Source organism: Streptomyces sp. NPDC102406 (assembly GCF_044765725.1).
Lineage (GTDB): Bacteria > Actinomycetota > Actinomycetes > Streptomycetales > Streptomycetaceae > Streptomyces.
Map to the genome: position 1 here is coordinate 507,154 of NZ_JBIWKP010000004.1, position 25,406 is coordinate 532,559.

The following is a 25,406-nucleotide window of genomic DNA, read 5'->3' on the forward strand; positions in this document are numbered from 1 at the left end:
CGAGGGAGAGCGCGTGCGAGTGAGCCTCAAGGATGTCGCGGAGCGCGCGGGCGTCTCGATCAAGACCGTCTCGAACGTCGTCAACGACTACCGGCACGTCACCCCCGCGATGCGCGCCCGCGTCCAGCTCGCCATCGACGAGCTCGGCTACCGCCCCAACCTGACCGCCCGCCACCTGCGCAAAGGGCGTACGGGAATCATCGCGCTCGCCGTCCCGGAGCTGGGCAACCCGTACTTCGCGGAGCTCGCGGGCGCGGTGATCGACGCCGCCGCGGAGCACGACGTCACGGTGCTGCTCGACCACACCCGGGGCGAGCGGGAGCAGGAGATCCTGGTCAGTCAGGGGTTCCGGGCCCGGGTGATCGACGGGCTGATCCTGAGCCCGCTGGAGCTGGAGGCGGAGGATCTGCGCGGCCGGGACGACGATGTGCCGCTGGTGCTGCTCGGCGAGCGCGAGTACGACCTGCCCTACGACCATATCGCCATCGACAACGTCGCCGCCGCCCGCACCGCCGTGCGCCATCTGATCGGCCGTGGCCGCACCCGGATCGCGTACCTGGGTGAGCGCACCGACGCGGCCAATCGGCCCGCGCACCTGCGTCTGGCGGGCTGGCGTGCGCAGTTGGCCGAGGCGGGGCTGCCCGCGCCCGACGCGCTGGTGGGGCCGACGGGTGGCTGGGACCGGGGCGACGGGGCCGAGGCGATGGCGCGGATGCTGGACTCGGGGATGCGTCCCGACGCCGTGTTCGCGTACAACGACCTGGTCGCGATCGGTGCCATGCGGGTGCTGCACGAGCGGGGCCTGCGGGTTCCGTGGGACGTGGCGGTGGTCGGTTTCGACGACGTCGCGGAGGGCCGGTTCGGGGCGGTCACGCTGACCACGATCTCGCCGGACAAGCAGGCCATCGCCCGGCTCGCGGTGGAGTCGCTGCTGCGCCGGCTCGAACGCCCCGAGGAGCACCCGGGGCGCGAACTGACCGCCGCCTACCGGCTGATCGAGCGGGAGAGCACGCTGGGCCGCCGCTGAGGTCCCTCTCCGCGCCGCGGTCGCACCGCGCGCGCAGCCCTGACCGCCTCCTTTCAACGATGTAGTGACTCCCCCGTCCGGGGCATCGCTGTGCGGCTCATGACCGGCCCGCGCGCGAGCAGTTGGAGTCCGACCGCGAGTGCGCAGGCCAGTCCGCCACCGGCCCAGATCGTCAGGTACGCCGACAGGGTCGGGGTGTCCGTGGAGCCGATGACCAGGGTGCCGAGGGCGACGGCGAAGGCGGCGCCGCCGACGCTGCCGCCGAGCGTCTTGAAGTTGTTGTAGACGGCGGTGGCGCTCGCCGTGCGGTCGGCCGGGCTGGCCTCCACGATCACGGTGGGCAGTCCGCCGAGCGCGAGCCCGCAGCCGACACCGACCAGGGCGTTGGCGAGCGCGAACGGCACGAGCCCCGCGTGCAGGACGATCAGCCCCAGGTAGCCGCCCGTGAGCAGCGCGAACGCCAGCAGGAGCAGGCGCCGGTAGCCGATGCGGGTGGCGAGCGGGGCGCAGAGCGCGGACCCGGCGAACGCCGTGATGTTCGGGAGGACCCCGTAGAGGCTGATCTGCCAGGCGGCGAGGCCGAACCCGTACCCCTCGTCCCCCGGTGAGGCGGCCATGAAGCTGACGGCGACGGTCTGCGACGGCCGCGCGCTGCGCCAGTTCACGGCGGCGCAGACGGAGGCGGCGGCGGGGGTGTTCCGGGCGCGGGCCGCCCACGAGAACGTCACGCCCCGGATCAGCGTCGACGTGCTGGCCCGCGCCTGGGTCGGCGAACAACTCGCCGTGCTGCACTGGTGGTTGGAGACGGATCCGCGCCCGATGGAACCGGAGGAGGCCACGAGGATGCTGCTCGACCTGTCCCTGCGCGGGCGCTACTGGGCCAACGGCTTCGAGGGCGAGCCACCGGCCCCGGACCCGGTGTGACCGACCCCGTCAGTGCACCGCCTGGCCCTTGCCCAGGGCTATCACGCCACCCTTCGACACCGTGTAGAGCTCCGCGTCCCGCTGCGGGTTGACGCCGATCGTCGCCCCGGCCGGGACCTCCACGTTCTTGTCGAGGACGGCGCCGCGCACCACCGCTCCCCTGCCGATCCGCACATTGTCGTGCAGGACCGAGTTCTGGACGACCGCGCCGTCGGCGACCGTCACACCCGGCGACAGGACGGAACCGGTGACCTGGCCGCGGATCACACAGCCCGGACCGACGATCGACTCGCTCGCGATGCCGGCCGCGCAGAACTTCGCGGGCGGCAACTGGCCCGAGTGCGTGTAGATGGGCCAGCGCCGGTTGTCCAGGTTGAACGACGGCTCGTCCGAGACGATGTCCATGTGGGCCTCGTAGTACGAGTCGAGGGTGCCCACGTCGCGCCAGTAGCCGTGGTCCCGGTCGGTCTCACCCGGCACCCGGTTCTCGTCGAAGTCGTAGACCTGGGCGACCCCGCGCTCGGTGAGCAGCGGCAGAATCGATCCGCCCATGTCGTGCGCCGAGTCCCCGTCCTCCGCGTCCTGCTGCAACGCGTCGACGAGGGTCTTCGTGGTGAACAGGTAGTTGCCCATCGAGGCGAACACCTCGTTCGCGGTGCCGGGCAGCGGCGGCGGGTCCTTCGGCTTCTCCAGGAACGCCTCGACGCGGGTGCTGTCCCGGGCCGGGGTGATGATGCCGAAGGACGGGGCCTGCGCCCGCGGCACCCGGATGCCCGCGACGGTGACGCCCGCGCCGGACTCGATGTGCTGCGTGAGCATCTGCCGCGGGTCCATCCGGTACACGTGGTCGGCGCCGAACACCGCGATGAAGTCCGGCTGTTCGTCATGGACGAGGTTCAGGGACTGGAGGATGGCGTCGGCGCTGCCCGAGTACCAGCGGGGGCCGAGGCGCTGCTGGGCCGGGACGGGCGTGACGTAGTTGCCGAGCAGGCTCGACATCCGCCACGTCGTGGTGACGTGCCGGTCCAGCGAGTGCGACTTGTACTGCGTGAGCACGCAGATCCGCAGGACGTCGCCGTTCACCAGGTTCGACAGGACGAAGTCGACCAGCCGGTACGTGCCGCCGAAGGTCACCGCGGGCTTCGCCCGGTCCGCCGTCAGCGGCATCAGCCGCTTCCCCTCTCCTCCCGCCAGTACGATCCCGAGCACCGAAGGCCCACCACCCATGCCCGCCACCCGTCCCCTTCGTCTCCCGGCGCCCTAGGCGCCGTCGAGGATCTCCCCGTACACCTGGACCGTGCGCCGGGCCACCGCGGCCCAGCCGAACTCCGCCACCGCCCGCTCCCGGCCGGCCTCCCCCATGCGGCGCGCCGCCCCTAGGTCGCCGACCACCTCGTTCACGGCGCGTGCGAGGCCCGCCTCGAACGCGGTGGGGTCCTCCTGCGCGTAGGGGACGAGCAGTCCGTTCTCCCCGTCCGCGACCACCTCGGGGATACCGCCCACCCGGGAGGCGACGACGGCTGTGGCGCAGGCCATCGCCTCCAGGTTGACGATGCCGAGCGGTTCGTACACGGACGGGCACACGAACACGGCGGCGTGCGTGAGGAGTTGGACGACCTCCTCGCGCGGCAGCATGGACGGGATCCAGCACACGCCCTCGCGGAGCGTGCGCAACTCCTCGACCAGCTCGCGGAACTCCCGTCCGATCTCCGGGGTGTCCGGCGCTCCCGCACAGAGCACCAGTTGTACTCCCGGCGCGAACTCCCGTGCCGCGCGCAGCAGATGGGGCACGCCCTTCTGGCGCGTGATGCGGCCGACGAAGATGACGTACGGGCGCTTCGGGTCGATGCCGAAGCGGCGCAGCACGTCCGTGCCCGGGTCGGCGTGGTACACCGACACGTCGATGCCGTTGTGCACGACGCGGACGCGCTTGGGTTCCAGGGCCGGGTAGCAGGCGAGGATGTCGTCGCGCATCGCGCGCGACACCGCGATGACGCCGTCGGCCGCCTCGATCGCGGTGCGTTCCGCCCAGGCCGACAGCGCGTAGCCGCCGCCGAGCTGCTCGGCCTTCCAGGGGCGCAGCGGCTCCAGGGAGTGGGCGGTCATCACGTGCGGTATGCCGAGGTGCAGGGCGGCCAGGTGGCCCGCGAGGGCGGTGTACCAGGTGTGGGAGTGGACGAGCTCGCGGCCTTCGAGCGCGGCGGCCATGGACAGGTCCACGGAGAGGGTGCGCAGCGCCTCGTTGGCCCCGTCGAGGGCAGGCCAGGCACGGTGGCGGCGCACCCCGTCGGCCGCGCCCTCGCCCCAGGTGTGGACATCGAGGTCGACGAGCGGGCGCAACTCCCGCGCCAGGAACTCGACATGGACTCCGGCGCCGCCGTAGACGTCCGGCGGGTACTCCCTGCTGAGCAGTCCCACACGCACGCGCGGCCCCCGTTTTCGCTCGTCCCCACTCGCCCAGGTCGGTCGTGCTCGCTCCGTGTCTCATGGTCACCCATGGACGCCCCGGGCGGAAGAGTGCCGACGCCGGGAGGCATCCTCCGCCCCGCGGGCATTCGCCCTGGGGATGACTCAGGAGGCGGCGTACTCCATCGGTAGTAGGACCCAATGCCTGCTCAGGTCGGACGACAGAAAGGCCCGCGCGAGAGATCGTGGAGGTATGGAAACCGACCGCACGCCGCGTCGCACGGCAGGAGGCGCCAGATGAGTGCCCTGGCGTGGTCCGTGGTGCTCTCGCTGGTCTCGGCGGTCGCCTACGCGGGCGGCGCGATCGTCCAGGAGCGGGTGGCCCAGACCTCGCCCGGCTCGGCGTACGCGCCGCTGCGCAGGCCCGCCTGGTGGGGCGCCGGGTGTCTGAACGGTCTGGGCGCGCTGCTGCACGTCGTCGCCCTCGCGTACGGTCCGCTGAGCCTGGTGCAGCCGCTGGGCGCCCTGACGATCGTGCTGGCGCTGCCGATGGCGGCCCTGTTCGTGGGTCGCCGAGCCGGTTCCACCGCCTGGCGCGGGGCGATCATGGCGACGGTCGGTCTCGCCGGTCTGCTGGCGCTGACCGGCTCGCCCTCCGAGGACTCGCTGGACGGGGCCGAGCGCCTGCTGGTCGGCGTGATCACGGCCGGCGGCGTCCTGGTCCTGATGATGTCGGCGCGGGCCGCGCACCGGCACCCCGTCGTGCGCGCGGTGCTGCTCGCGGTCGCGGCGGGCAGCGCCTTCGGCATGGCGTCGGTGTTCACGAAGTCGGTGGCGGTCGACTGGTCGGGGCAGCCCCTGGAGCAGCTCGGCACCCTCCTGGCGATCGCGGGCCTGGCCGCCGCGGGCATGCTGCTCTCCCAGGCGTCCTATCAGGGCGCGGGCCTGGCCGCGCCGCTGGCCACCGCGACCGTGGTGAACCCGGTGACGGCGGCGGCCGTCGGCATCACCCTGTTCGGCGAGACGTTCCGGTACGGCACCATCGGTACGGTCCTGGCGCTGGGCTGCGGTGTGGTCGCCGCGGGCGGCCTGATCCTGCTGACGACCGAGCGCATCGGCCGGGACCGCACCCCCCGGATGGTCACCCAGCGCACACCGGCCGGACCGGCGGACGCACGGGAGCCGGGCCTGTCGGACAGTCCGACCGTGCCGGACAGCCCGGCCGGGCTCGACGCCCTGCCGCACCGGCCGAGGCCGTACTGCGGCAGGCCGGGCGCGTCCCGGAACGTCAGATCCTGACGCCGTGGGCCCGCAGATACGCGAGCGGGTCGATGTCGCTGCCGAAGCCGGGCCCCGTCCGCACCTCGAAGTGCAGATGCGGGCCCGTGCTGTTGCCGGTGGACCCCGAGCGGGCGATGCGCTGGCCCTCCACCACGCGCTGGCCGCTCTTGACGGACAGCGCGGACAGGTGCCCGTACTGGCTGTAGCGGCCGTCGGCGTGGCGGATCACCACTTGGTAGCCGTACGCGCCGCCCCAGCCGGCCGAGACGACCTGTCCCGCCGCGACCGACCGGACGGAGGTGCCGGTGGGCACGGCGAAGTCGACACCCGTGTGATAGCCCTTCGACCAGGAGGAACCGGCCGCGTGGTACGGGGTGCCGAGGGCGGCGTCGACGGGGGCGACGGCGCCGCGCGAGGCGGCCCCGGCAGTCTCCGCCTTCTTGGGCTCGGCCTTCTTCGGGTGCGCCTTCGGGGGCTGTGCTTTGGAGGGCTGTGCCTTCGGGGGCTTGGTCTTGCGGGGCGGGGCCGTCCGCGGTTCGACGGTCTTCGTGGACGCTCCGGACAGGGAGAGCCGCTGCCCCGGAACGATCAGGTCCGGGTCGGCACCGATGACCTCGCGGTTGGCCGAGTACAGCCGCTGCCAGCCACCGGGCACCTTGCGGGCGTCCGCGATGCCGGAGAGCGTGTCGCCGCCGATCACGGTGTACATCTCGGCGCGGCCCGCGGCCGACTGCGGGGTGCTCTGGGGTTTCACGTCGCTGACCGTGCGGGCGGGCGCGGGCCGCTCGGCCGTGCGGGCGAGGCCCGCACGCTGCGCGCACACCGGCCAGGCGCCGGGCCCCTGCCCCTTCAGGACCTTCTCGGCGACCGCGATCTGCTGGCCCTTGGTGGCGGCGTCGGCGCGCGGCGCGTAGGCCGTGCCGCCGTACGCGGCCCAGGTGGAGCGGGTGAACTGGAGACCGCCGTAATAGCCGTTTCCGGTATTGACGCTCCAGTTGCCGCTCGACTCGCACGCCGCGACCTTGTTCCAGGTCTGCACGTCCGCGGCCTGGGCCGGGCCCACGCCGATGAGGGGGATCGCCATGCCGGCGCCGCCGACGGTCACGGTCAGCGACGCCCGGTTGACCCGGCTCGGCTGGTACCGGCGGTGCCGGCCGCGTAACGCCATGGAAACCCCCTCGGAAACCTGTCAGGCAAGGAGCCGCAAATTAGCCGCTCCCCCGCAGTGGTGACAAGGGTGCCGTGCGCCACCGTGGCTGCTTTCAGCCCCGCAAGTGGCCGGGGATCCAGCGGAGTTGGACGGCCTGCTGGAAGGGTCCGCCGCCCTCGTGGTCGTTGAAGGCGTACACCTCCATGGAGCGCTCGGCGCCCGCCCAGTGGTTGTGCGCGGCGAACACCGTCGACGGCGGGCAGGTCAGATCCTCCAGGGCCGCGGAGAACAGGCCGGGCGCGGTGGCGCGGGCGGCGAAGTTCATGCCGTCGAAGTACGAGAGCGTACGGAACACGCGCTCGTCCTGCCCGATGTGTGCCTTCAGATACAGGGCGATCTCCCGATAGGGGTGACGCTCCGTGAGGGTGGCCGCGCGTCCGAAGTGGCACAGGAACGGCACGTCGGCCGCCGCCGCCCGCAGGTCCGGCACGAGACCGGCCACGGCGATCGTGATGCCGCCGCCCTGGCTGCCGCCGGTCACGGCGATGCGGGAGGCGTCGATCAGCGGGTGCGAGCGGGCGGCGTCGACGGCGCGCACGCCGTCCGTGTACACCCGCCGGTAGTAGTAGTCGTGCGGGTCCTGTACACCGCGCGTCATGAAACCGGGGGCGGAGGGTCCGCTGCCGACCGGGTCCGGGGTGTCCCCGACACTGCCGCCGCTGCCCTGGCCGCGGGTGTCCATCACGAAGTGCGCGAACCCGGCCGCGGCCCACCTCAGATGGGTGTGCGGCAGGCCCCGGCCGCCGCCGTAACCGATGTACTCGACGACGGCCGGTATCGGCTCCGTCGTGCCCGCGGGAAGGATCAGCCAGCCCTTCACGGGATGCCCGCCGAAGCCCGCGTACGTAACGTCGAAGACGTCCACTGCGGTGAGCGGGACGTCGACCGGCTCGAAACGCGCGTCGAGGTCGTGCTCCCTGGCCTCGGCCAGGGTCTTCTCCCAGAAGGCGTCGAAGTCGTCGAGGGCCGTCAACGCGGGCTTATAGGCGCGCAGTTCGTCGAGCGGCAGATCGAAATGAGGCACGCGCGGCTCCAACATCGTAGAGAGTTCGTACGAGTATTCGTGGGGGGACCGGGGCCCACGCTAACGCCCCGCACGCGCCAACTGAACAGAAACCTTCAATTTCCCAATACAGGAGCGACACGCATGAGCACTACGGCCCAGATCGGTGTCACCGGGCTCGCTGTCATGGGGCGCAACCTCGCCCGCAACTTCGCGCGGAACGGATACACGGTCGCCCTGCACAACCGTACGGCGTCCCGTACACACCGACTGGTGGAGGAGTTCGGCGAGGAAGGGATCTTCGTCCCGGCCGAGACCGCCGAGGAGTTCGTGGCCGCCCTCGAACGACCGCGACGGCTCGTCGTCATGGTGAAGGCGGGCGAGCCCACGGACGCGGTGATCAAGGAGTTCGCGCCGCTCCTCGAACCCGGCGACATGATCGTGGACGGCGGCAACGCGCACTTCGCCGACACCCGGCGCCGCGAGAAGGAGCTGCGCGAACAGGGCATCCACTTCGTCGGCACCGGTGTCTCCGGCGGCGAGGAAGGCGCGCTGCACGGACCGAGCATCATGCCGGGCGGCAGCGTCGAGTCGTACGCGTCGCTCGGCCCGATGCTGGAGAAGATCTCCGCGAAGGCCAAGGACGGCGCCCCCTGCGTGACGCACCTCGGCCCCGACGGCGCGGGCCACTTCGTGAAGATGGTGCACAACGGCATCGAGTACGCCGACATGCAACTCATCGGCGAGGCCTACCAGTTGCTGCGTGACGTCGCCGGGTACTCCCCCGCGGAGATCGCGGACGTCTTCCGCACGTGGAACACGGGCCGCCTCGACTCCTACCTCATCGAGATCACGGCGGAGGTCCTGTCCCATGTGGACGAGGCCACCGGGAAGCCGTTCGTGGACGTCGTCCAGGACCGGGCCGAGCAGAAGGGCACCGGCCGCTGGACGGTGCAGATCGCGCTCGACCTGGGCGTCCCGGTCTCCGGCATCGCGGAGGCGGTGTTCGCGCGCTCGCTGTCGGGCCACGCCGACCTGCGGGCCGCCTCCAGGGAGTTGGCGGGCCCGACGGCGAAGCCGATGGACGAGTCGCAGGCCGCGGCCTTCGCCGACAAGGTCGAGCAGGCCCTGTACGCGTCGAAGATCGTCTCCTACACGCAGGGCTTCCACGAGATCGCCGCGGGCAGCGAGGAGTACGACTGGAACATCGACCTCGGCGCGGTGGCCCGCATCTGGCGCGGCGGCTGCATCATCCGGGCCGCGTTCCTGGACCGGATCACGGCGGCGTACGAGGCCGAGCCCGGCCTCGTCTCGCTCCTCTCCGACAAGAGCTTCGCCGACGAGATCGCCGCGGCGCAGGACGACTGGCGTGCCGTCCTCGTCGCCGCGACCACGCAGGGCGTGCCGACGCCCGGCTTCGCCGCCGCGCTCGCGTACTACGACGCGCTGCGCGCCGAGCGCCTGCCGGCCGCGCTCACCCAGGGCCAGCGGGACTTCTTCGGCGCGCACACGTACCGCAGGACCGACCGCGAGGGCTCGTTCCACACGCTGTGGGGCGGCGACCGCTCGGAGACCGACGCCTAAGGGGGGCGCCTCACACGGGTGAGGGTTCGGGCTCCGGCGGCGTCGGGTCGGGCGCGGGTCCCGGTCCCGGCGGTGCCGGGGCCGGCGGGGGCTGCGGCACGGGCCCTGGGTCAGGCGTCGGGAAGGGGTCCGGCAGCGGCGCCGGGTCCGGGACGTCCGGCCCGGGGCCCGGGACGGGGGTGGGGCGCGGCGGGACGGGATCGGGGAACGGCTGGGTCATCGCACTGCCTCCACGGGTTCGGAGGGAAGGTCCTGTCCACTGTCTCCCGCCTCGCCTGCCCACGCCCGCCGGACTCACGCGTCCGGCGGCGCCGGGTCAGCCGTCCGTGCGGGTCAGACGCACCACGGGGATGTCCCGGCTCGTCTTCTTCTGGTAGTCCGCGTAGGGCGGGAACAACGCGACCAGGGAGTCCCAGACCCGCGCCTTGTCCTTCGCCGACAGGGTCTCGGCGCGCGCGGCGAACCGCTCGGTGCCCACACGCAGCCGCACGTCCGGGTCGGCCCGGAGGTTGAGGTACCACAGCGGGTGCTCGTCGGCGCCGCCGTACGAGGCCACGATCAGGTAGTCGTCACCGTCCCTGCCGTAGATCAGGACGGTGCGCCGCCACTGCCCCGACTTGCGGCCCCTGTAGTCGAGCAGCAGGCACGGGGCGCCCTGGAGCGTGGTGCCCTTCGTGCCGCCGGACTCCTCGTAGACGCGCGCCTGGTCCGCCACCCATCCGGTGGGGCTGATGACGACCTCGCTGTCGTGATCCGTCATGTCGGCTCCTCTCGCTCGGTTCGTGCACTGCTGCCGCGCGCCAATTCTGCCTGAGCTACGCCTTTTGGGCGGTCGCGCACGCGGCGGCGGCGTCGAGTCCGGGGCGCGGGCTGGAGAGCACGGGGAGCGCGGTGCGGGCGCGGTCCGCGGCGTCGGCCATGGACGCCTGGGCGAGGACGATCGCGTCGGCGCCGGTGACGGCGTCTACGGCGGCCACGACCCGGCCGAGGTAGCCCTCCCGGTCACCGGCGAGGAAACGGTCCCAGGCCCCCTCGACGAACACGGTGCGTACGTCCACGGCGCGCCCGGCCCGCGCGGCCTCCTCGGCGACGAGGGCGGCGGTCGGCGCGAAGGTGCTCCGCACTGTGGCGACGACGACGATCCTGGAGCCCGCGGCGACGGCCCGAGCGGCCATCGGACGGTCCACGCGCAGCACCGGCACGCCGAGCGCGGGCGCCAGCTCCTCGGCGACGGCACCGATGCTGGAACAGGTGCACAGCACGGCGTCCGCGCCGCCCCGCTCCGCCGCCTCCAGGAGCGTACGCACGTCCTCGGCGACGGAGTCCGGGCCGCTCTCCCCCGCCCGCACCAGCAGGTCCTCGCGTACGACGTGGCGCAGCGTGAGACCGGGGTGACCGGCGTCGCGCAGCGCGTCGAAGACCGGTATGTGCGCGGGTGAGGTGTGCAGGAGCGTGAGGATCATGCCTGGCACCCTAGGGCCTGTCCCGGGCCGTGCGCGTGGTCACCACTTTCCGGGGTCGGCGGCGAGGGCCTCCCGGGCGGCCCGGAGGAGTTCCGGCGGTGCGGGCGGGGCCTCGCCGGGGTGGCGCTCGGCCCAGTGGGCGACGAACGAGCACAGCGGAGCGACGGCGGCCGACTCGCGGGCCGCCATGGCGTACAGCTCGCGTGCGAGCGACCCGGCGATGCCCTTGCCCTCGTGCGCCGGTTCCACGAGCGTGTGGGCGGCGACGAGGGCGGGGCGCGGCTCGTCGAGGACGAAGTACTGGATGCGGCCGACGATCCCGCCGTCGCCGCCGCCCTCGCGGGCCGCCAGGAGGCCCCGGTCGCGGTCGTCGTGGATCTCGATGTCGCTCATGGGGCGCTCCTGGGAAGGGGTCAGGCGGAGACGGCCTGGGGGCTCCGCTCGGTGTCGCTGCCCGGCACCGGCTCGGAGGGGTCCGCGCCGAGCGCCACGATCCGGTTGTCCCGGTCCACGTGCACGACCCTGGGGCGCAGGCTGCGCGCCTCGGCGTCGTCGACCTGGGCGTAGCTGATGATGATGACCAGGTCGCCCGGGTGCACGAGGTGGGCCGCCGCCCCGTTGATCCCGATGACACCGGAGCCGCGCTCGCCCTCGATGACGTAGGTCTCCAGGCGGGCACCGTTGTCGATGTCGACGATGTGCACGAGTTCGCCCGGCAGCAGATCGGCGGCGTCGAGCAGATCCGCGTCGATGGTGACGGAGCCGACGTAGTGCAGGTCGGCTTGGGTGACGGTGGCGCGGTGGATCTTGGACTTGAACAGAGTACGCAGCACTTTGGACTCCTTGAGGACGGCTCCCTGCCTGCTTTGTGCAGGTCAAGGGCGTTCGTCACTGTACAACGGCATGCCGTCGGCCCGAAGGCCTCCAGGAGAATTGTGCGCTGCCGTGTTCAGGATTCCCGCCTGCGCGTTTCTGCGCCATCCAGGTACGGCGGATCAGGGCGTGGCCCGGATCAGGCGACGAATTCCCTCGTCCAGAAAGACCGGTAGATCAGCTTGCGCGAGACCTCCATCAGGTAGGAGATCGCTCTGACCTCGATCTCCGTCAGTTCCGGGTGCCAGATGTCGAACAGGAGGACGGCACGCCCCTGGTCGCTGTCGTTCCACACCTCGTGGTCGTAGGAGTCGTCGAAGACGAACGCCTTGCCGGGTTCCCACGTCCTCGTCCGGTCACCGACCCGCATCCGCGCCCCCTCGGGAGTGACAAGGCCCAGGTGGCACCGAAGATGCGCGTTGGTGAAGCCGGTGTGCGCCGCGATGTGGGTGCCGGGGTCCAGCACGGAGAAGTACGTCATGCCGCAGCCGAGTGCCCCGGGGGCGGGCCGCAGTGCCCGTACGGTCGCGGGGCAGGCGCTGAGGTTCCGCGGGTAGGACTTGGCGGAGTAGTAGAGGTAGTGCGCCGACCAGCGGCCCTCGTCGGCCAGTTCGGTCGGGTTGGCGACCACTCTCTTCCCGGTGAGGCCCCCCAGGCTCTCGAACTCCGCCCTGATGTCGGGCGTGGCTGTCTCCACGCCCGCCAGCCACGGGAAGTCCTGGTTGTCCCACCATGCCTTCTCTGTGAGACCGGGTACGAAGAGGTTGGGCGCCTGCCCGCCGCTCACGTGTTCCTTCACCTCTCCCTGGAGGGCGATCTCCAGTCCGCCGATCACCCGTTCGAGCGAGGCCCTGTCCACTCCCTGCTCATCGATCCATCGCTCCAGATAGGCCGGACTTTCGGCAAGCCACGGTTGCATGTCGTCCTCCAGGCATCGGGGGTCTCGGTCCAGCGGGTGGTCCAGGTCAGTCGGCGGTGAGCAGCGCGCTGAGGCTCTCCAGCGCGCTCTCCCGCGTCCGTGCGCGTACGGGGCTCTTGGCGACGAAGCCGGTGAGCGTGCGGCGCAGCGCGTCGCCCGCGGTGTGGTCCACGCGGCTGATGGTGTGCACGGTGTCCGCCTTGACCATGACCAGCCGGTTCGGTCTCGGCACGATCGCGACCGGGCTGGTCCGGCTGCGGGCGATCCGTGCCTCCATGCGCAGGACCAGATCCTTCTCGGCATTCTCGGCTTCGGTCGCCGGCAGAGGGTCCTCGTCGACCAGCTTCAGCTCGCCGCCCCAGGACGGTCGCCACTTGTCGTGGAGGAACAGAATGAACTCGCCCTGCCTGCCCAGGCCGGCGTCGTTGTGCCAGCCGAGCCGGCTGCCCGCCGGGTACTTCCAGAAGGCGAACGAGATCCTGTCCCAGTCGGCGCCCGCCTCGCCGAAGAAGTGCGCGTACGCGCGGACGGTACGGGCCAGCTCTTCGTACACCCCCGGCTGCCGTGGGGTGTCGGGGAGACCGAGGTCGTGCCTGAAGCGCGCGCCCCGGGAGCGGTGGGCCGGTCCGTCCTCCGGGGAGATCACGCTCTCCCGCAGTGTGAACGCGGTGTTCGTCATGAGGTCCTGCGCCGCCGCGAAGTCCTGCGGACTCAGAAAGTCATCGACGACGATGTAGCGGCGCCCTTGCTCTGTTTCCTGCACGATCCCCACCTCCGAGGTCATTGGGTCCGAGGAGTCATCGGTTCGGGTCCTGCGCCCGGAAGCTCGGTGAGGCGCACGGCGAGGACCGCGGCACCCCAACCCGCCACGGAGCGGCTTTCGGGAGTGACCAGCACCTCGTCGGGGAGCTCCGCCTCGATCGTCTCCTCCAGCCTGGTCGCGAGAGCGATCCAGTCGAGCGAACTCAGACCGAGCAGAGCGAGGTCGCGCGTCCGCAGCTCGGCGTCCTGTGCCAGGTCCCGTGCGGCCGGGGGTTCTATCCCTCGTTCGGACATGGCCTGCACGACCAGCCCGGCCACCAGCAGTTCGCACTCCTTGAGCCGCTCGGGCTGTGCGAGGTCCGTCATACGCCCACCCTCCGTACCCAGTCGATCAGCGCTTGCCGGTCCGGCTTGCCCACCGTGGTCCTCGGCAGCCGCTCGCACACGAGAACGCGAGGCACGGGCACCTCGGCCTCGGCCCCCGCCAGGGCCGCAGTCAGGGCGGCAGTCAGATCCGCAGCCGGGGCACCGCCCTCCACCACCGCGAAGAAGTCCTCGAACTCGGGCATGTCCTCGCGCGGCAGCACCAGCAGGAAGACGTCCCGGACGCCGTGGACGCGGCGCAGGAGGCGTTGTGTGAGGTCCGCCTTGATGAAGGTGCCGTTCAGGCGGAGGGGCCCGCGGGCGCGCTCCTCGAAGTACAGGCAGCCGTCGCTGTCGTGCCGGACGATGTCACCGGTGTGCCACTCGCTGAGAGGCCCGCGCTCGTCGTCCAGGCGGCCCTCGACCGGGGCGGCTGACCTGAGCACCAGTTCACCGCGCTCCCCCGGCGAGGGTGCGAGGACGTCGATCCCGGGTACCGGACGGCCGATGCCACGGTCCCCGAAGAAGGTGCCTCCGGTCTCCGTCGAGCCGTATCCGCGCAGCAGGGGGACGCCGAAGCGGTCCCTGAACGCCGCATCCAGTTCGGCCGGTACGGGGCCGGCACCGGCCATCGCCGCCCGGGGGCGGGCCGAGCCGGTGCGGCGGGTCTCGACGAGAAGGCGGGCCACCGGCGGGGTGACGGCGAGCACCGACACGGTCCCGGCGTCGGCCTTGCGTGCCAGGGTGCCCGCCCGGACGAGCGGGGTGACATCGACATCGCACCCGGCGAGGAGCGCGGCGACGGTGACGCCCCAGCCGAAGGAGTGAGCGAGCGGTACGGGTACCGCGACCCGGTCGTCGGGCCTCAGTCCGAGGCCCTGCCGGTAGCCCTCCGCGTCCTGGAACACGCTGGCGACTCCGCGGCGGACGACTTTCGGGCGGTCGGTGCTGCCGGAACTGAGGTGCAGCACCGCCGTGGTCGCCAGCCGGTCGTCCCGGAGCGCGGTCGTGGCCGGCAGTACGGACAGCGTCCGGGTGATGCGGCAGGCCCCTTCCCAGCCGTCGCCCCTCGCTCCCGCCGCTTCCGCCGCTCCCGCCTCGGGGACCTGTGGCGGCACGGGCAGGGGCACGGCGTCCGACTGCCAGACGGCCAGGGCGGCGACGATCAGGTCTCGGCCGTGCAGTCCGTCCAGCACGACGATGTCGCCGGGCCGGACGCCGGCGCGCGGTAGCGCTTCGGTGAGCCGGTGGAAGGCGGACTCCGCCGCGTCCACGCGCTCGCCGTCCACCCGGACCCGGTGGTCGAGGACCCGTGCCACCAGATCCGGCCGTCGCGGGGCGGTCATCGGACGGCCTCCGTCTCCTGCGCCCGCGTCGCGTCCGTACGGAGGTCCATCAGCCGGTCGATGGTGAGGATCGGGAGGACCGTGGCCAGGCTGCCGACCACGCCGACCCAGAGCGTGGCCGTGACGCCGATCGCCGAGCCGAGCCAGCCCGCCAGGAGCGCCGCGAGCGGCATGCTGCCCCAGACGACGAAGCGGACCGAGGCGTTCATACGGCCCAGAAGATTCTTGGGGCAAAGGGTCTGCCGCAGGCTGACCTGCGTGACGTTGAAGAGGAGCGCGCCCACGGTCAGGCCGAACTCGCCGAGCAGCAGCACCGCGCCCGCGGCCGGCTTGCTGTGGGGGGCGAGGACGGCGGCCAGGGGGTTGGCGACGGTGAAGAACGCGGCCGTGAGCAGGCCGCAGGCCATCACGGTCCCGGCGCTGAAGCGCTGTCGGGCCTTGGGAGCGAGCAGCGCCCCCAGCACGCCACCCGCGGCGCCACAGGTCATGACGAGCCCCAGCATGAACGAGTCGAAGCCGATGGTGCGGATGACAAGGACGGGCACCAGGGTCGAGACCACGGTGGCGAAGAAGTTGGAGACTCCCATGGAGACCGCGAGCCGCCGGATGACGGGCTGGTCCCGGACGAAGCGCAGCCCCTCCGCGATGTCGGCGAGCAGCCGGTTCCCCTTCCCCGCGACCGGTACGGGCTTCTGCTCGGCGTCCTTGGTCACGCTGAGGGAGAGGAAGCTGACGAGATAGGTGAAGGAGTCCACGAGCATGACGACGGGGGCACTGACGACCCGCATGAGCAGGCCGGCGAGCGCCGGCCCGCCGAGCGTCGAGACCTGGGCGGTCGCCTCCAGGCGGGAGTTGGCGGCGCCGATCTCCTGCTCGGGCACCAGCACGGGTACGTACGACTGGTAGGCGACGTCGAAGAAGACGCTCACCACGCCGACAAGGACGGCGACTCCGTAGAGGACCTCGATCCTGAGGCCGCCGGTCAGCCAGAGCAGCGGGACGATGAGAATGGCCAGGCACCGGATGAGCGCCGCCCACATCATCGTCCTGCGCTTGAGCAGCCGGTCCACCCACGCGCCCGCGGGAAGGCCGATGAGGAGGTAGCAGACCGTGGAGGCGGCGGCGAGCACGCCGACCTGGCGGGTGTCGGCGTCCAGCAGCTCGACGGCGGTGACGGAGAGCCCGAGGGTGCCGATGCGGGTCCCGAACTGCGAAAGAGTCTGGCCGAACCAGAAGCGTCTGAAGTTCGTGGAGGATACGGAGTGCAGGTCTACGGGGTGGTTCACGACACCGGCTTTCCAGCACCCGCCCCCACAGGAACGTCGGTGCTCGTTACGGGGTCCAGGAACACCGATCCGCGCAGGCGCAGGCCGCAGGCCCGGGTCAGCTCCTCGACATGCTGCTTTCTCACCACGTAGCGGTCCTTGCCGTAGATCAGGTAACGCTGCTGGTCGTCGGCGCCGGTGAAGTTGACGGTCATCACGTTGGCGCCTGCCTCCAGGCCCCGGGACTGGCCGCCGGCGGAGGTCTTCTCCAGCGCGCTCACGGACGGAATCAGCATCTGCGGCCGGTGCAGGCGCAGCACGGCGATCGTGTTGAGCGCGAGTTCGTTCGAACCGGCGGGCTCGAGCTGCAACGGGGTGTCGGGCGCCGGGACGAAGGGGGCCACGCTGCACATGTCGGCACCGAGCGCCTCGGCCAGTTCGATGTCGTCGACGATGCTGTCCAGGGTCTGGCCCGGGAGGCTGGAGATGAGGCCCGTGCCTACCCGGTAGCCGAGGTCCACGAGGTCACGGAAGCACTGGAGGCGCATCTCCAGCGGCTCGTGGCGGATCGCCTGGTGGAGGTCGGGGTCGCTCGTCTCGTGCTTGAGGATGTAACTGGTGGCGCCGAGGTCGCGCAGGCGCTGGTACTGGCCGCGCCGCAGGTTGCCCAGGTTCAGCAGAATCTCGACGCGCCCGTCGAACAGCTCGCGGATACGCGGGATGGCGTGCTCCAGGGTGGCGACGTTGCGCGGAGTCTCGCCGCCCTGGAGAAGCACGATGTCGATGCCGGCGTCGCGGATGGCGCGGGCGCGGGCGACGATGTCGTCGCTGCTCATGAAGTAGTGGTCGTTCTCTGGTGTGTTGTCCCGCCGCATCGGGCAGTAGTCGCAGTTCACCCGGCACACGTTCGTGATCTCGATGACGCCGCGCAGGATCACGGTCGGCCCGAAGTGTTCCTCCCTGAGCCGCCGGGCCTCGGCGAAGAGTTCCTCCTGGGCCGGGCCCGTGGCGGTGAGGTACGCCCGGATGTCAGATCGAGTCAGCATTGCGACACCTCGCGTGTTCGTTCGTTTCGGTGGGCTCGATGCGGGACGGTCGCGGTACGTCGAGGTGGACGACCTGTTCGGCGACGAGTCCCGCGTCGGCGGTGTCCCGGAAGGTGCGGCGCACCGTGTCCGCGTCGGGTGTGAAGGCCACGGTGGACTCCCTGCCGTTGACGGTGACCGAGAGCGCGCTACCAGCGGGGAGCCGGTCGCCGCGCAGGTGGAGCGTGACGTGCCGCGCGCCGCTCGTCTCGATCTCTATGCGCCCCGGCATGATCCATCGAGCGTGGATCTCGCCCCGTGTCTCGGGGGCGATCCCGCTGAGCGCCACCCAGTGGGCGCGGCCGTGTGCGTCCTGGTCGGCGCGGTGGCGGATCTCCAGCGGCGGCCGTGCGCGCCCGGCCCGGCTCAGCCATCGCTCCAGCCGCAGGAACAGGGGGCTGGCCTCGGTGAACCCCAGGGTGTCCAGACCGTGGGCGCCGCCCGGGATCTCGGCGTGCTCCAGGTCGTGGTGTCCCAGCTCGCGCAGCGTGGCGACGGACTCGCGGTCGAACTGGGGCGGGATTTGGGTGTCCTCGGCTCCATGGATCACGAAGAGCGGGAGCGGCAGCGTATTGGGCAGCAGTGCCCGTGTCCTCGGGTCCGGCCCGAACGACTCCCAGATCGAGAGGGCGCCGTTGAGCGGGACGGCGGCGGCGAAGGAGTGCCAGAACCGCATGCCGAGGTTCCAGGTGGCCAGTCCGCCCATGGACACGCCGGCGAGCACGCAGCGGTCCGGGTCGGCGCCCAGCACGGTACGGGCCCATCGCAGGGCGGCGTGCGGGAAGTCCTGGCCGGTCAGGTCCCAGCGCGGCATGCGGAACCGGCTGCCGAAGAGGCCCGCCACGTCAAGGTGGTGCGTCGGCGCGGCCGGTTCCGTCGCGGTGGGCGCCACGACCGCGAGGGACAGCCGGTCCCCGAGGGCGGTGAAGTACGGCAGGATCTGCTCGCCGGTGCCGCCCGCGCCGTGCAGGACGATCAGCGCGCCGAGGCGTCGGCCGGGCCGGTGGGGCGGTACGTGGACCGCCATGTCGGTGCGTCGGCCGCTCGCTTCGTCCACGAGTTCCACGGTGTCCGACCAGGCCCGCCAAGGACGGTCGTCGGGGGCGCCGAGCAACGCGCGCAGGCGGGCCGCGTCGAGGCCGAGCCGCGACAGCTCGGCGTGCGCCTTCTCCTCATCGGGCTGAAGGGCCAGGGCTCGTGCTTCGCTCGGCATCATGCGCGGACCTGTTCCTTCAGCTCTTGTACGGCGTGTCCTCGACGCGTGGCGCGGAAGTCCGTGCGCCCGAGCCGGACGGGGGTGCGGCTGAGACGATGGGCCTTCAACGACGCCAGGAAGAACGCCGCGGGCAGGTCGGCGGCAGGCACGGGCAGCTCCACGCGCCGAGCCCCGGCGGCCTTGGCCGGGGGAGCCGCGGCGAGGAGCACCTGCCCGAGGTCGGAGACGGAGGCGGCGGGAAAGCCGCTCAGGACGAGCCGGTGCCGGTCGTGGACCCACCGCACGCTCGCGCACGCGTCGCCGGTCAGGAGGTCGGCGATCAGCGGCGGCGCGGACGTCGCCGGTTCCACGACGAGCCGGCCGTTCGAGGGGGCGGTGGCTCCTCCGGCGTACGGGCCGTCGGAGGGCAGGTCGGGGGGCAGGGGGATGTCGAAGCGGTGGACGAGGGGTCCGGCGGACCGCAGTCGCAGCATGTGGGCGAGCGCTGCCTCGGGCTTGTGCGGTTCGACCCAGGCCGCGAGTCCCGCGTAGCCCTCGGCGCGCGCTGTGTCACGGAGCGCGAAGGCGAGTTGCAGGGCGGCGCCGCTGCCGCGCAGGGGCTCATCTACGAAGACGCCCTTCAGGAGAAGGTGGTCGCCCCACCGCATGCTGCGGTGGACGGCGCCCAGCCGGCCGTCGGGCAGGTCGACGCCCATCCACAGGTAGTCGTCGGGGCGGGCGAGTTCGCGCGTGAGGGCGGCGGAGTCCAGTTCTTCGAGGTCGACGATCCGAAGGACGCCCTCGGCGTCGTCGGCCGTCAGCCTCCGCACCGGCCCGGCCTGTACCGGTGAGCGCTTCTCGTGCTTGTTCTCGTACGTGGCGCTCACGCGAGCGGCAGCTCTCGGCTCAGCGCCAGATACGGGAACTCCGTGGGCGCCGCCTCGAGCGAATCGGCGGGCAGCGGCACCTTGGCCATGCGCTTGCTGGAGCTGCGCGCCGCCATGAAGTTGAAGAGCACGCTGGGCGGCATGAAGCGGTTCTCCAGATCACGGATGATCCACGAGAACGTGTCGGGGTGGAACGGGTAGAACGTGGGGGCGAGCAGGTCCTCGTCCGGCATGCCGAGCTGCCTGGCCATCCCGGTCTGGGGCAGCACGCGGTAGCCGACGTGCATGACCAACTCGCCGTCGTGCAGCTTGGAGTTGATGTACTCGATGCTGTTGCGCACGCTCGCGGCGTCCTCGCCCGGCCCACCGAAGACGACGTTCACCCGCGCCGGGATGCCGTGCTTGCGGCACCGTTCGAGACAGCGGTCGACGTGCCGCGTGTCGAAGGTCTTGCCGAGGAGTTTCATGACCCGGTCGTCGAGACTGTCCGGGGAGATGACGACGAACTCCACACCGCTCTCGGCCAGCAGGGCGGCGAACTCGTCGTCGAACGGCTTGGGGGTGAAGTACGCCGACCACGTCAGCCCCGGCAGCCCCAACTCCTTGATGAGCTGGACGACCTGCTTGGCGAACCGGAGTTCGCTGTTGAAGATCCCGTCCGTGAAGAAGACGCGGCGGATGCCGGAGGCGTGGATCGCCCGGAGTTCCGCGGCGATCAGATCAAGAGGCTTCAGGTCGCCGCTGTTGTCGCCGTTGAGATAGGCGTACGGGCAGTACACGCACCCCTGGTAGCAGGTCTTCCTGCGGGTCTCGACCCCGATCATCGCGCCCTCGAACCGCGTATAGACCTTCATGAGCGGTTCGGGGTGCTGGAGCACCTCTGTCAGAAAACCCTCGTAGCGGCGGCCCGTGATGTTCTTGTTCAGTCCGCGGTGTTTCTCCGGGGCCGCGAGGATGTCGAGCATGGCCTGCTCCCCGGGGCCGATCACACCGACGTCGAAGCCGAGGAGCGGCCTCAGTTGGTCGGCGAACAGGGTGTAACCCGGTCCGCCGCCGACCAGCAGCGGGCGCGGCCGGCCTGTCGCGTCGAGGGCCGCGCGCACCCTGTCGAGGAAGCGTATGTAGTGCTCGACGTGTCCATCGCAGGAGAGGTCGATGGGGTCGATGTTGCGGATGGTGAACCCGATGACGTCCCAGGGTTCGGTGGCCCACGCCAGGTCGTCCACGGCTGCGGGGTCCTGGACGAAGTCGATCAGCCGGGTCTCGTGGCCGGACAGGTCGAGAGCGTCCTGAACGCACCGCACCCCGATCGGGAAGATTGGCTCGTTGCCGGGCATGGGGAGACTGGCCAGATTGACCAATGCGACGCGGGCCATGTCGGTCCTCTCTGGAAGGCGCTGGGTACTCGACGGGCAGACGGGCGGCGGGGGCAGGCGCACAAGGCGACCTGCCCCCGCCCTCCTTGCATTGCTCTTCCGGCGCGTGCGGAAGAGAGGCGGTCAGCGCAGCGCTACGCGCCGCCCCTCGGCGCCGGTGATCCGATCAGGCGCAGGAGGGCGCCGTCATGGCGTGCAGGAAGTCGGAGTCGACGAGGTCGAACAGCGACTCACAGAGCTTGTCGAAGCGCTCCGGGGCAGTCACCATGAGCGCCTGGACCGCCTCCTTCTCCATCACCATGCCCGAGCCTTCGAGAGCCTCGCGCGGGTTGTTGGCCAGTTGGACCGCGAAGTCCTCGTCCTGGCTGAGGCGCTCGATGAGCGCCTCCATGGCGGCGGCGGCCTTGTCGGCCTCGGCGATCTGTTCGGCGGAGTACTCAACTACTTGCTGTGACATGTGTCCTCCTCTTCCCTCATATCGAGGGACAGGCAGCAACGGCGGATGGCAAGCCGCAGAAAAGCCGGCCCAGGGCGGCCGAACGTCGCAAGCCGAACCGTTTGCCTTCACGGCCGACCACCCACGATCGAGCCCTCCTTGCGACTCCGCCGATCTTCATGTGCGCCCCACGGAAAGTCATCACCGCCCCACATGTTTGGCTCATACATGCAGCATGGAGGGAGGGGTTCCGGATCTGCCGATACCACTGTCAACGCAGGACAGGAGGCATGCGGTCGCCACCTCCCCCGACTCCGAAAGGTTCATGCACAGGCCACCTATTGGCGAGATCCCCCCACTTGACTCCCACCGGAACCCCCTCCCCCGGATGACAGCCCGGGGGCGGAAACGGATCGTGTACGGGTTCGGGCACCGGGACGGTCTGGCACAGCCGCGGTCCTCGTAGAACAAGCCCACGCCGAGTCCCCACAAGGAGGTTGCCCCGCCGCGCGGGCCTGATCGACGATATCGGGAGCTCACCCGTGAGCCGCCCGCGCCTGCGCACAGAAGGAGTTCGTCGTGTCCGACCAGCAGATTCTCGTTCTCGACCCGTCCAGCGCCGATCATCACGCCGAGGACGAGGCGTTACGCGCGCGGGGTCCGGCCACGATGGTGGACATGCTGGGGGTGCGCGCCTGGTCCGTCTCCGATCCGGTCCTGCTCAAGCAGCTCCTGACGAGCAAGCAGGTGTCCAAGGACGCCCGTGCGCACTGGCCGGACTTCGCCGACACGGTGGCCACGTGGCCGCTGGCGCTGTGGGTGGCGGTCGAGAACATGTTCACCGCTTACGGCAGCGACCACAGCCGCCTGCGCCGCATGATCGCCCCCGCGCTCTCCGCGCGCCGCACCTCCGCGCTCCAGGGCGACGTCGACGCGCTGGTCTCCGGGCTTCTCGACGGCCTCGACGCGCTGCCCGCCGGTGAAGTGGTCGACGTACGGGAGCGTTTGGCCTATCCCCTGCCGATCGCCGTCATCGGGCAGGTGATGGGGGTGCCCGCCGAACGGCGGGACCGGTTCCGGGACTTGGTGGACCGCGTGTTCGCCACCAACCTGTCCGCCGACGAGGCGGCGGCGAACACGGCCACGCTCTACCAGGTCCTCGCCGAGTTGATCGAGGCCAAGCGGGCCGAACCCGGCGACGACATGACCTCCCTGCTGATCGCCACCCGCGACGAGGAGGGCGACGGCCGCGCCCTGAGCGACGCCGAGCTGCGTGACACGCTCCTGCTGATGATCAGCGCCGGGTACGAGACGACCGTGAACGTCATCGACCAGGCCCTCACCACCCTGCTCTCCGACCCCCAGCAGCTCGCCCATGTCCGTGCCGGCCGCTGCACCTGGCAGGACATCGTCGAGGAGACCCTGCGCCACGAGCCCGCCGTGAAGCACCTGCCGCTGCGCTACGCCGTCGAGGACATCCCCCTGCGCTCCGGACAGACGATCAAGGCCGGGGAAGCGATCCTCGCCTCCTACGGCGCGGCCAACCGGCACCCGGACTGGCACGAGGACGCCGCCCGCTTCGACCCGACGCGCACCAACAAGGAGCACCTGGCGTTCGGGCACGGCGTCCATTTCTGCCTGGGTGCCCCGCTCGCCCGGATGGAGGTCGTCAGCGTCCTGTCCCAGTTCTTCGACCGCTTCCCCGACGCCCGTCTCGCCACGCCCCGCGAGGAGCTGGCACCGCTGCCCAGCCTGATCAGCAACGGGCACACCAGCGTGCCCGTCATCCTGCGCCCGGCGGCCCGCTGACCGCTCCCGCGTGAGACGTCAGAGCGGGGTCGCCGTCGAGCGGCCGAGGTACCGGACGGGGCCCGGGTCCGGCACGGTCAGGAGCCGGAAGCCCAGGCGGTCGTAGAACGCGCGGGCCGCGGTGTTCGCCTGCACCATGCACAGGTGCACGGCGGGCACGGCGTCCCGGTGCAGCGCCTCCAGGAGGGCCCGCATCAGAGCCCGGCCGTGTCCCCGGCCCTGCCACGGGGGCAGCAGGTCGATGTGCAGATGGGCCGGGAAGTCGGCCAGCTCGTCACGGACCATGCGCTCCGGGTCGTGCAGCAACCCGATCATCTCCTCCGTCGGCGTACGGGCCTCGTGCGCCGGCTCGGGATAGCGCTCGGCGACGCGCGGCAGCCATTCCGTGCGGAACCTCTTGACGAAGGTGGCGGTGTCCGGCGCGCCCAGGACGTAGCCGACCGCGGTGCCCGCGCCGTCGTCCAGGACGAAGGCGAACTCCGGGACCAGGTCCACGTAGGGGTAGGCGAATATCGACGGCATGAGCTGCGGGTCCGGGTAGAGGGACGAGGAGTCCCCGCCCTGGTGTGCCGTGCGGACACAGATGTGGCCCAGCGCGGTGCGGTCGGCGGGGCGGTAGGGGCGGACGAAGGGCCGCGCGGCCCCGCCGGTCGCGGTCTCGGATGTCATGCCGTTCACGGTCTCAGCATGGGAGCGCTCCCGCAGCCGGTTTTTCAGTGTTTCGGCGCTCTGGGTGCCGCTCAGAGGCCGAGGCGGGCCACCACGTCGGACAGCGCCTGGCCCAGCGGCAGTCCGACGCGGTGGGCGGCCAGCGCGTCGCCGCGGCCCGGGCCCTGGTTGAGGATCAGCACGGGCGTCGCGGCCTGCGCCGCCTGCCGCACGAAACGCAGACCGGACATCACCGTCAGCGAGGAGCCGAGGACCAGCAGCGACGCCGCCTCGCTCACAAGGCGGCGGCAGGTCGCGACCCGCTCCCGCGGCACGTTCTCACCGAAGAAGACCACGTCCGGTTTGAGCACTCCGCCGCAGACCGCGCAGGGCACGGTGCGGAACTCCGCGACCGCCTCGTCCGGCAGTTCCACGTCGCCGTCCGGGTTGACGCGCGACGCGGCGGCGCGGCGCTCGACCGCGGTCTCGAACCCCGGGTTGGCCGCGCGCAGACGCCGGTCGAGGGCGTCGCGCGCCGTCAGGTCGCCGCAGTCGAGGCAGATCACGCGGTGGAGGCTGCCGTGCAGCTCGACGACGTCGTCGAGGCCCGCCGCCTGCTGGAGCCCGTCGACGTTCTGCGTGATCACTCCGGTGAGGAGACCCGCTCCGGCCAGGGTGGCGACGGCCCGGTGGCCGCCGTTGGGCCGCGCCCGGGTCAGGGCGCGCCGGCCCACTTGGCTGCGCGCCCAGTACCGCTGCCGCGCCCACGGGTCACCGGTGAACTCCTGGTACGTCATCGGCGTGTGGCGGCGCAGGGAGCCGTGCTCCCCCCGGTAGTCGGGAATGCCGGACTCGGTGGAGAGCCCCGCGCCGCTCAGCACGAGGACGCCGCCCGCCCGCAGGGCATCGACCACCGGTGCGAGATCGGTCGAGGCCGGGGGCAGTCCGGCGACGGGTTCCCAGGTCAGCGTGGGGCGCGTGCGCATACCTGCCAGCTTACGCATCGGCGGACATCCCCGGAGCGGGGTCGTGATCGCCGCGCGACCGGGTAGCGGTGACACTGAAGACATAGGCAGCAACGGACACGGTCCACTCGGTACAGGAGGTCACTCATGATCGCGGCAGAGAACATCCGGGACTGGCGCGGACACGATGTGGTGGATCCGGAGGGCCACAAGATCGGCACTCTGGAGTCCGTCTATGTCGACACCGTCTCCGACGAACCGTTCTTCTGCACCATCACCGTGGGGCTGCCGACCAGACGCCGCCTGGTGTTCGCTCCCCTGATGGGGGCCTCGGTGGGACCGGCGTACCTGAAGATCCACTACGCCAAGGACGTGGTGAAGGACGCGCCCTCGATCGACACCGACGGTGAGCTGCCCGCCGAGAAGGAGTGGGCCGTCTTCGACCACTACAAGCTGCCCTTCGAGCCCGGCGCCCGCGGGGAGCGCAGGCTCGCCCGCCGCTGACGGCCGGCCCCTCCCGTCCGCCGCGACTACCGCAACCGGCGTACGCCCCTGGTCCGCGATACCAGGGTTTTCACC

The 25,406-nt window shown here is 71.4% G+C and carries 27 protein-coding genes; 6 read left to right on the forward strand and 21 right to left on the reverse strand.

Annotation, left to right across the window (positions count from 1 at the left end):
• Positions 1-13 precede the first annotated feature (13 nt).
• Positions 14-1,027 (forward strand): LacI family DNA-binding transcriptional regulator, encoded by a 1,014-nt coding sequence (locus tag ACIRF8_RS20450; RefSeq protein ID WP_404216788.1) that lies wholly within the window; start codon positions 14-16, stop codon positions 1,025-1,027.
• Positions 1,028-1,080: 53 nt separating this feature from the next.
• Here ACIRF8_RS20450 and ACIRF8_RS20455 read toward each other — a convergent pair whose 3' ends face one another.
• Positions 1,081-1,644 (reverse strand): MFS transporter, encoded by a 564-nt coding sequence (locus ACIRF8_RS20455; RefSeq protein ID WP_404216789.1) that lies wholly within the window; start codon positions 1,642-1,644, stop codon positions 1,081-1,083.
• On the opposite strand from ACIRF8_RS20455, the gene ACIRF8_RS20460 reads away from it, so the two are divergent.
• Positions 1,643-1,951: a hypothetical protein gene (locus ACIRF8_RS20460; RefSeq protein WP_404216790.1), complete on the forward strand. Its 309-nt coding sequence runs from the start codon at positions 1,643-1,645 to the stop codon at positions 1,949-1,951. The genes ACIRF8_RS20455 and ACIRF8_RS20460 overlap by 2 nt on opposite strands.
• 9 nt (positions 1,952-1,960) lie before the next feature.
• Here the strand turns inward: ACIRF8_RS20460 and glgC are convergent, their stop codons facing one another.
• On the reverse strand, positions 1,961-3,178 hold the full coding sequence (gene glgC, locus ACIRF8_RS20465; RefSeq protein ID WP_404216791.1) for a glucose-1-phosphate adenylyltransferase: 1,218 nt from the start codon (positions 3,176-3,178) through the stop codon (positions 1,961-1,963).
• A 33-nt stretch (positions 3,179-3,211) separates the two neighbouring features.
• The gene (gene glgA / locus ACIRF8_RS20470) at positions 3,212-4,369 is read right to left on the reverse strand and encodes a glycogen synthase (protein WP_404216958.1); all 1,158 of its coding nucleotides are present in this window, start codon (positions 4,367-4,369) and stop codon (positions 3,212-3,214) included.
• A 285-nt stretch (positions 4,370-4,654) separates the two neighbouring features.
• On the opposite strand from glgA, the gene ACIRF8_RS20475 reads away from it, so the two are divergent.
• On the forward strand, positions 4,655-5,656 hold the full coding sequence (locus tag ACIRF8_RS20475; protein WP_404216792.1) for a DMT family transporter: 1,002 nt from the start codon (positions 4,655-4,657) through the stop codon (positions 5,654-5,656).
• Here the strand turns inward: ACIRF8_RS20475 and ACIRF8_RS20480 are convergent.
• Positions 5,646-6,806: a transglycosylase family protein gene (locus ACIRF8_RS20480; protein ID WP_404216793.1), complete on the reverse strand. Its 1,161-nt coding sequence runs from the start codon at positions 6,804-6,806 to the stop codon at positions 5,646-5,648. The genes ACIRF8_RS20475 and ACIRF8_RS20480 overlap by 11 nt on opposite strands.
• 94 nt (positions 6,807-6,900) lie before the next feature.
• Entirely contained in the window at positions 6,901-7,872 is a 972-nt protein-coding gene (locus ACIRF8_RS20485) for an acetylxylan esterase (protein ID WP_404216794.1), read from the reverse strand.
• A gap of 123 nt (positions 7,873-7,995) precedes the next feature.
• Here ACIRF8_RS20485 and gndA point away from each other — a divergent pair, with 123 nt between their 5' ends.
• Complete coding sequence (gndA, locus tag ACIRF8_RS20490) at positions 7,996-9,435, forward strand: NADP-dependent phosphogluconate dehydrogenase (protein WP_404216795.1); 1,440 nt, start codon at positions 7,996-7,998, stop codon at positions 9,433-9,435.
• A 316-nt stretch (positions 9,436-9,751) separates the two neighbouring features.
• Here gndA and ACIRF8_RS20495 read toward each other — a convergent pair whose 3' ends face one another.
• From ACIRF8_RS20495 to ACIRF8_RS20560, 14 genes are all read right to left on the reverse strand, one after another.
• Positions 9,752-10,195 carry a nitroreductase family deazaflavin-dependent oxidoreductase gene (locus ACIRF8_RS20495; protein ID WP_404216796.1) on the reverse strand — a complete coding sequence of 148 codons (444 nt, stop codon included), beginning with the start codon at positions 10,193-10,195 and terminating at the stop codon, positions 9,752-9,754.
• A gap of 55 nt (positions 10,196-10,250) precedes the next feature.
• Positions 10,251-10,898: an aspartate/glutamate racemase family protein gene (locus tag ACIRF8_RS20500; RefSeq protein ID WP_404216797.1), complete on the reverse strand. Its 648-nt coding sequence runs from the start codon at positions 10,896-10,898 to the stop codon at positions 10,251-10,253.
• Positions 10,899-10,937: 39 nt separating this feature from the next.
• On the reverse strand, positions 10,938-11,291 hold the full coding sequence (locus tag ACIRF8_RS20505; protein ID WP_404216798.1) for a GNAT family N-acetyltransferase: 354 nt from the start codon (positions 11,289-11,291) through the stop codon (positions 10,938-10,940).
• A 20-nt stretch (positions 11,292-11,311) separates the two neighbouring features.
• Positions 11,312-11,731, reverse strand: coding sequence for an aspartate 1-decarboxylase (gene panD / locus ACIRF8_RS20510; protein ID WP_404216799.1), 420 nt, complete (start codon positions 11,729-11,731; stop codon positions 11,312-11,314).
• A gap of 179 nt (positions 11,732-11,910) precedes the next feature.
• On the reverse strand, positions 11,911-12,690 hold the full coding sequence (locus tag ACIRF8_RS20515; protein ID WP_404216800.1) for an aspartyl/asparaginyl beta-hydroxylase domain-containing protein: 780 nt from the start codon (positions 12,688-12,690) through the stop codon (positions 11,911-11,913).
• A gap of 46 nt (positions 12,691-12,736) precedes the next feature.
• Positions 12,737-13,453 (reverse strand): 2OG-Fe(II) oxygenase, encoded by a 717-nt coding sequence (locus tag ACIRF8_RS20520; protein WP_404216801.1) that lies wholly within the window; start codon positions 13,451-13,453, stop codon positions 12,737-12,739.
• Positions 13,454-13,470: 17 nt separating this feature from the next.
• Positions 13,471-13,818 (reverse strand): phosphopantetheine-binding protein, encoded by a 348-nt coding sequence (locus ACIRF8_RS20525; RefSeq protein WP_404216802.1) that lies wholly within the window; start codon positions 13,816-13,818, stop codon positions 13,471-13,473.
• Positions 13,815-15,161: an AMP-binding protein gene (locus tag ACIRF8_RS20530; RefSeq protein ID WP_404216803.1), complete on the reverse strand. Its 1,347-nt coding sequence runs from the start codon at positions 15,159-15,161 to the stop codon at positions 13,815-13,817. The genes ACIRF8_RS20525 and ACIRF8_RS20530 overlap by 4 nt, the downstream gene beginning before the upstream one ends.
• Entirely contained in the window at positions 15,158-16,447 is a 1,290-nt protein-coding gene (locus ACIRF8_RS20535; protein ID WP_404216804.1) for an MFS transporter, read from the reverse strand. The genes ACIRF8_RS20530 and ACIRF8_RS20535 overlap by 4 nt, the downstream gene beginning before the upstream one ends.
• Positions 16,444-17,472: a radical SAM protein gene (locus tag ACIRF8_RS20540; protein ID WP_404216805.1), complete on the reverse strand. Its 1,029-nt coding sequence runs from the start codon at positions 17,470-17,472 to the stop codon at positions 16,444-16,446. The genes ACIRF8_RS20535 and ACIRF8_RS20540 overlap by 4 nt, the downstream gene beginning before the upstream one ends.
• Positions 17,456-18,727, reverse strand: coding sequence for a hypothetical protein (locus ACIRF8_RS20545; RefSeq protein ID WP_404216806.1), 1,272 nt, complete (start codon positions 18,725-18,727; stop codon positions 17,456-17,458). The genes ACIRF8_RS20540 and ACIRF8_RS20545 overlap by 17 nt, the downstream gene beginning before the upstream one ends.
• On the reverse strand, positions 18,724-19,593 hold the full coding sequence (locus tag ACIRF8_RS20550) for a hypothetical protein (RefSeq protein ID WP_404216807.1): 870 nt from the start codon (positions 19,591-19,593) through the stop codon (positions 18,724-18,726). The genes ACIRF8_RS20545 and ACIRF8_RS20550 overlap by 4 nt, the downstream gene beginning before the upstream one ends.
• Positions 19,590-20,969, reverse strand: a complete 1,380-nt coding sequence (locus ACIRF8_RS20555) for a B12-binding domain-containing radical SAM protein (RefSeq protein ID WP_404216808.1) — start codon at positions 20,967-20,969, stop codon at positions 19,590-19,592. Before ACIRF8_RS20555 ends, ACIRF8_RS20550 begins: the two co-directional genes overlap by 4 nt.
• A gap of 166 nt (positions 20,970-21,135) precedes the next feature.
• A complete protein-coding gene (locus ACIRF8_RS20560; protein ID WP_404216809.1) occupies positions 21,136-21,426 on the reverse strand; it encodes a hypothetical protein in 291 nt (96 codons plus the stop codon).
• Between the two features lie 558 nt (positions 21,427-21,984).
• Between ACIRF8_RS20560 and ACIRF8_RS20565 the strand changes: the two genes are divergently transcribed.
• Positions 21,985-23,214 (forward strand): cytochrome P450, encoded by a 1,230-nt coding sequence (locus ACIRF8_RS20565; protein WP_404216810.1) that lies wholly within the window; start codon positions 21,985-21,987, stop codon positions 23,212-23,214.
• A gap of 18 nt (positions 23,215-23,232) precedes the next feature.
• Here ACIRF8_RS20565 and ACIRF8_RS20570 read toward each other — a convergent pair whose 3' ends face one another.
• Both ACIRF8_RS20570 and ACIRF8_RS20575 read right to left on the reverse strand, forming a co-directional pair.
• Complete coding sequence (locus ACIRF8_RS20570) at positions 23,233-23,883, reverse strand: GNAT family N-acetyltransferase (RefSeq protein WP_404216811.1); 651 nt, start codon at positions 23,881-23,883, stop codon at positions 23,233-23,235.
• A gap of 71 nt (positions 23,884-23,954) precedes the next feature.
• Complete coding sequence (locus ACIRF8_RS20575; RefSeq protein ID WP_404216812.1) at positions 23,955-24,848, reverse strand: NAD-dependent protein deacetylase; 894 nt, start codon at positions 24,846-24,848, stop codon at positions 23,955-23,957.
• A gap of 126 nt (positions 24,849-24,974) precedes the next feature.
• On the opposite strand from ACIRF8_RS20575, the gene ACIRF8_RS20580 reads away from it, so the two are divergent.
• Positions 24,975-25,331, forward strand: coding sequence for a PRC-barrel domain containing protein (locus ACIRF8_RS20580; RefSeq protein ID WP_404216813.1), 357 nt, complete (start codon positions 24,975-24,977; stop codon positions 25,329-25,331).
• Positions 25,332-25,406: the final 75 nt, after the last annotated feature.

Coding starts and splice junctions, on each gene's coding strand:
- gndA (WP_404216795.1), top strand. CDS start 7,996: ATGAGCACTACGGCCCAGATCGGTGTCACCGGGCTCGCTGTCATGGGG.
- ACIRF8_RS20530 (WP_404216803.1), bottom strand. CDS start 15,161: ATGACCGCCCCGCGACGGCCGGATCTGGTGGCACGGGTCCTCGACCAC.
- ACIRF8_RS20505 (WP_404216798.1), bottom strand. CDS start 11,291: ATGAGCGACATCGAGATCCACGACGACCGCGACCGGGGCCTCCTGGCG.
- ACIRF8_RS20455 (WP_404216789.1), bottom strand. CDS start 1,644: ATGGCCGCCTCACCGGGGGACGAGGGGTACGGGTTCGGCCTCGCCGCC.
- ACIRF8_RS20480 (WP_404216793.1), bottom strand. CDS start 6,806: ATGGCGTTACGCGGCCGGCACCGCCGGTACCAGCCGAGCCGGGTCAAC.
- ACIRF8_RS20475 (WP_404216792.1), top strand. CDS start 4,655: ATGAGTGCCCTGGCGTGGTCCGTGGTGCTCTCGCTGGTCTCGGCGGTC.
- ACIRF8_RS20580 (WP_404216813.1), top strand. CDS start 24,975: ATGATCGCGGCAGAGAACATCCGGGACTGGCGCGGACACGATGTGGTG.
- ACIRF8_RS20575 (WP_404216812.1), bottom strand. CDS start 24,848: ATGCGCACGCGCCCCACGCTGACCTGGGAACCCGTCGCCGGACTGCCC.
- ACIRF8_RS20540 (WP_404216805.1), bottom strand. CDS start 17,472: ATGCTGACTCGATCTGACATCCGGGCGTACCTCACCGCCACGGGCCCG.
- ACIRF8_RS20495 (WP_404216796.1), bottom strand. CDS start 10,195: ATGACGGATCACGACAGCGAGGTCGTCATCAGCCCCACCGGATGGGTG.
- glgC (WP_404216791.1), bottom strand. CDS start 3,178: ATGGGTGGTGGGCCTTCGGTGCTCGGGATCGTACTGGCGGGAGGAGAG.
- ACIRF8_RS20560 (WP_404216809.1), bottom strand. CDS start 21,426: ATGTCACAGCAAGTAGTTGAGTACTCCGCCGAACAGATCGCCGAGGCC.
- ACIRF8_RS20500 (WP_404216797.1), bottom strand. CDS start 10,898: ATGATCCTCACGCTCCTGCACACCTCACCCGCGCACATACCGGTCTTC.
- ACIRF8_RS20570 (WP_404216811.1), bottom strand. CDS start 23,883: ATGACATCCGAGACCGCGACCGGCGGGGCCGCGCGGCCCTTCGTCCGC.
- ACIRF8_RS20515 (WP_404216800.1), bottom strand. CDS start 12,690: ATGCAACCGTGGCTTGCCGAAAGTCCGGCCTATCTGGAGCGATGGATC.
- ACIRF8_RS20545 (WP_404216806.1), bottom strand. CDS start 18,727: ATGATGCCGAGCGAAGCACGAGCCCTGGCCCTTCAGCCCGATGAGGAG.
- ACIRF8_RS20460 (WP_404216790.1), top strand. CDS start 1,643: ATGAAGCTGACGGCGACGGTCTGCGACGGCCGCGCGCTGCGCCAGTTC.
- ACIRF8_RS20555 (WP_404216808.1), bottom strand. CDS start 20,969: ATGGCCCGCGTCGCATTGGTCAATCTGGCCAGTCTCCCCATGCCCGGC.
- ACIRF8_RS20525 (WP_404216802.1), bottom strand. CDS start 13,818: ATGACGGACCTCGCACAGCCCGAGCGGCTCAAGGAGTGCGAACTGCTG.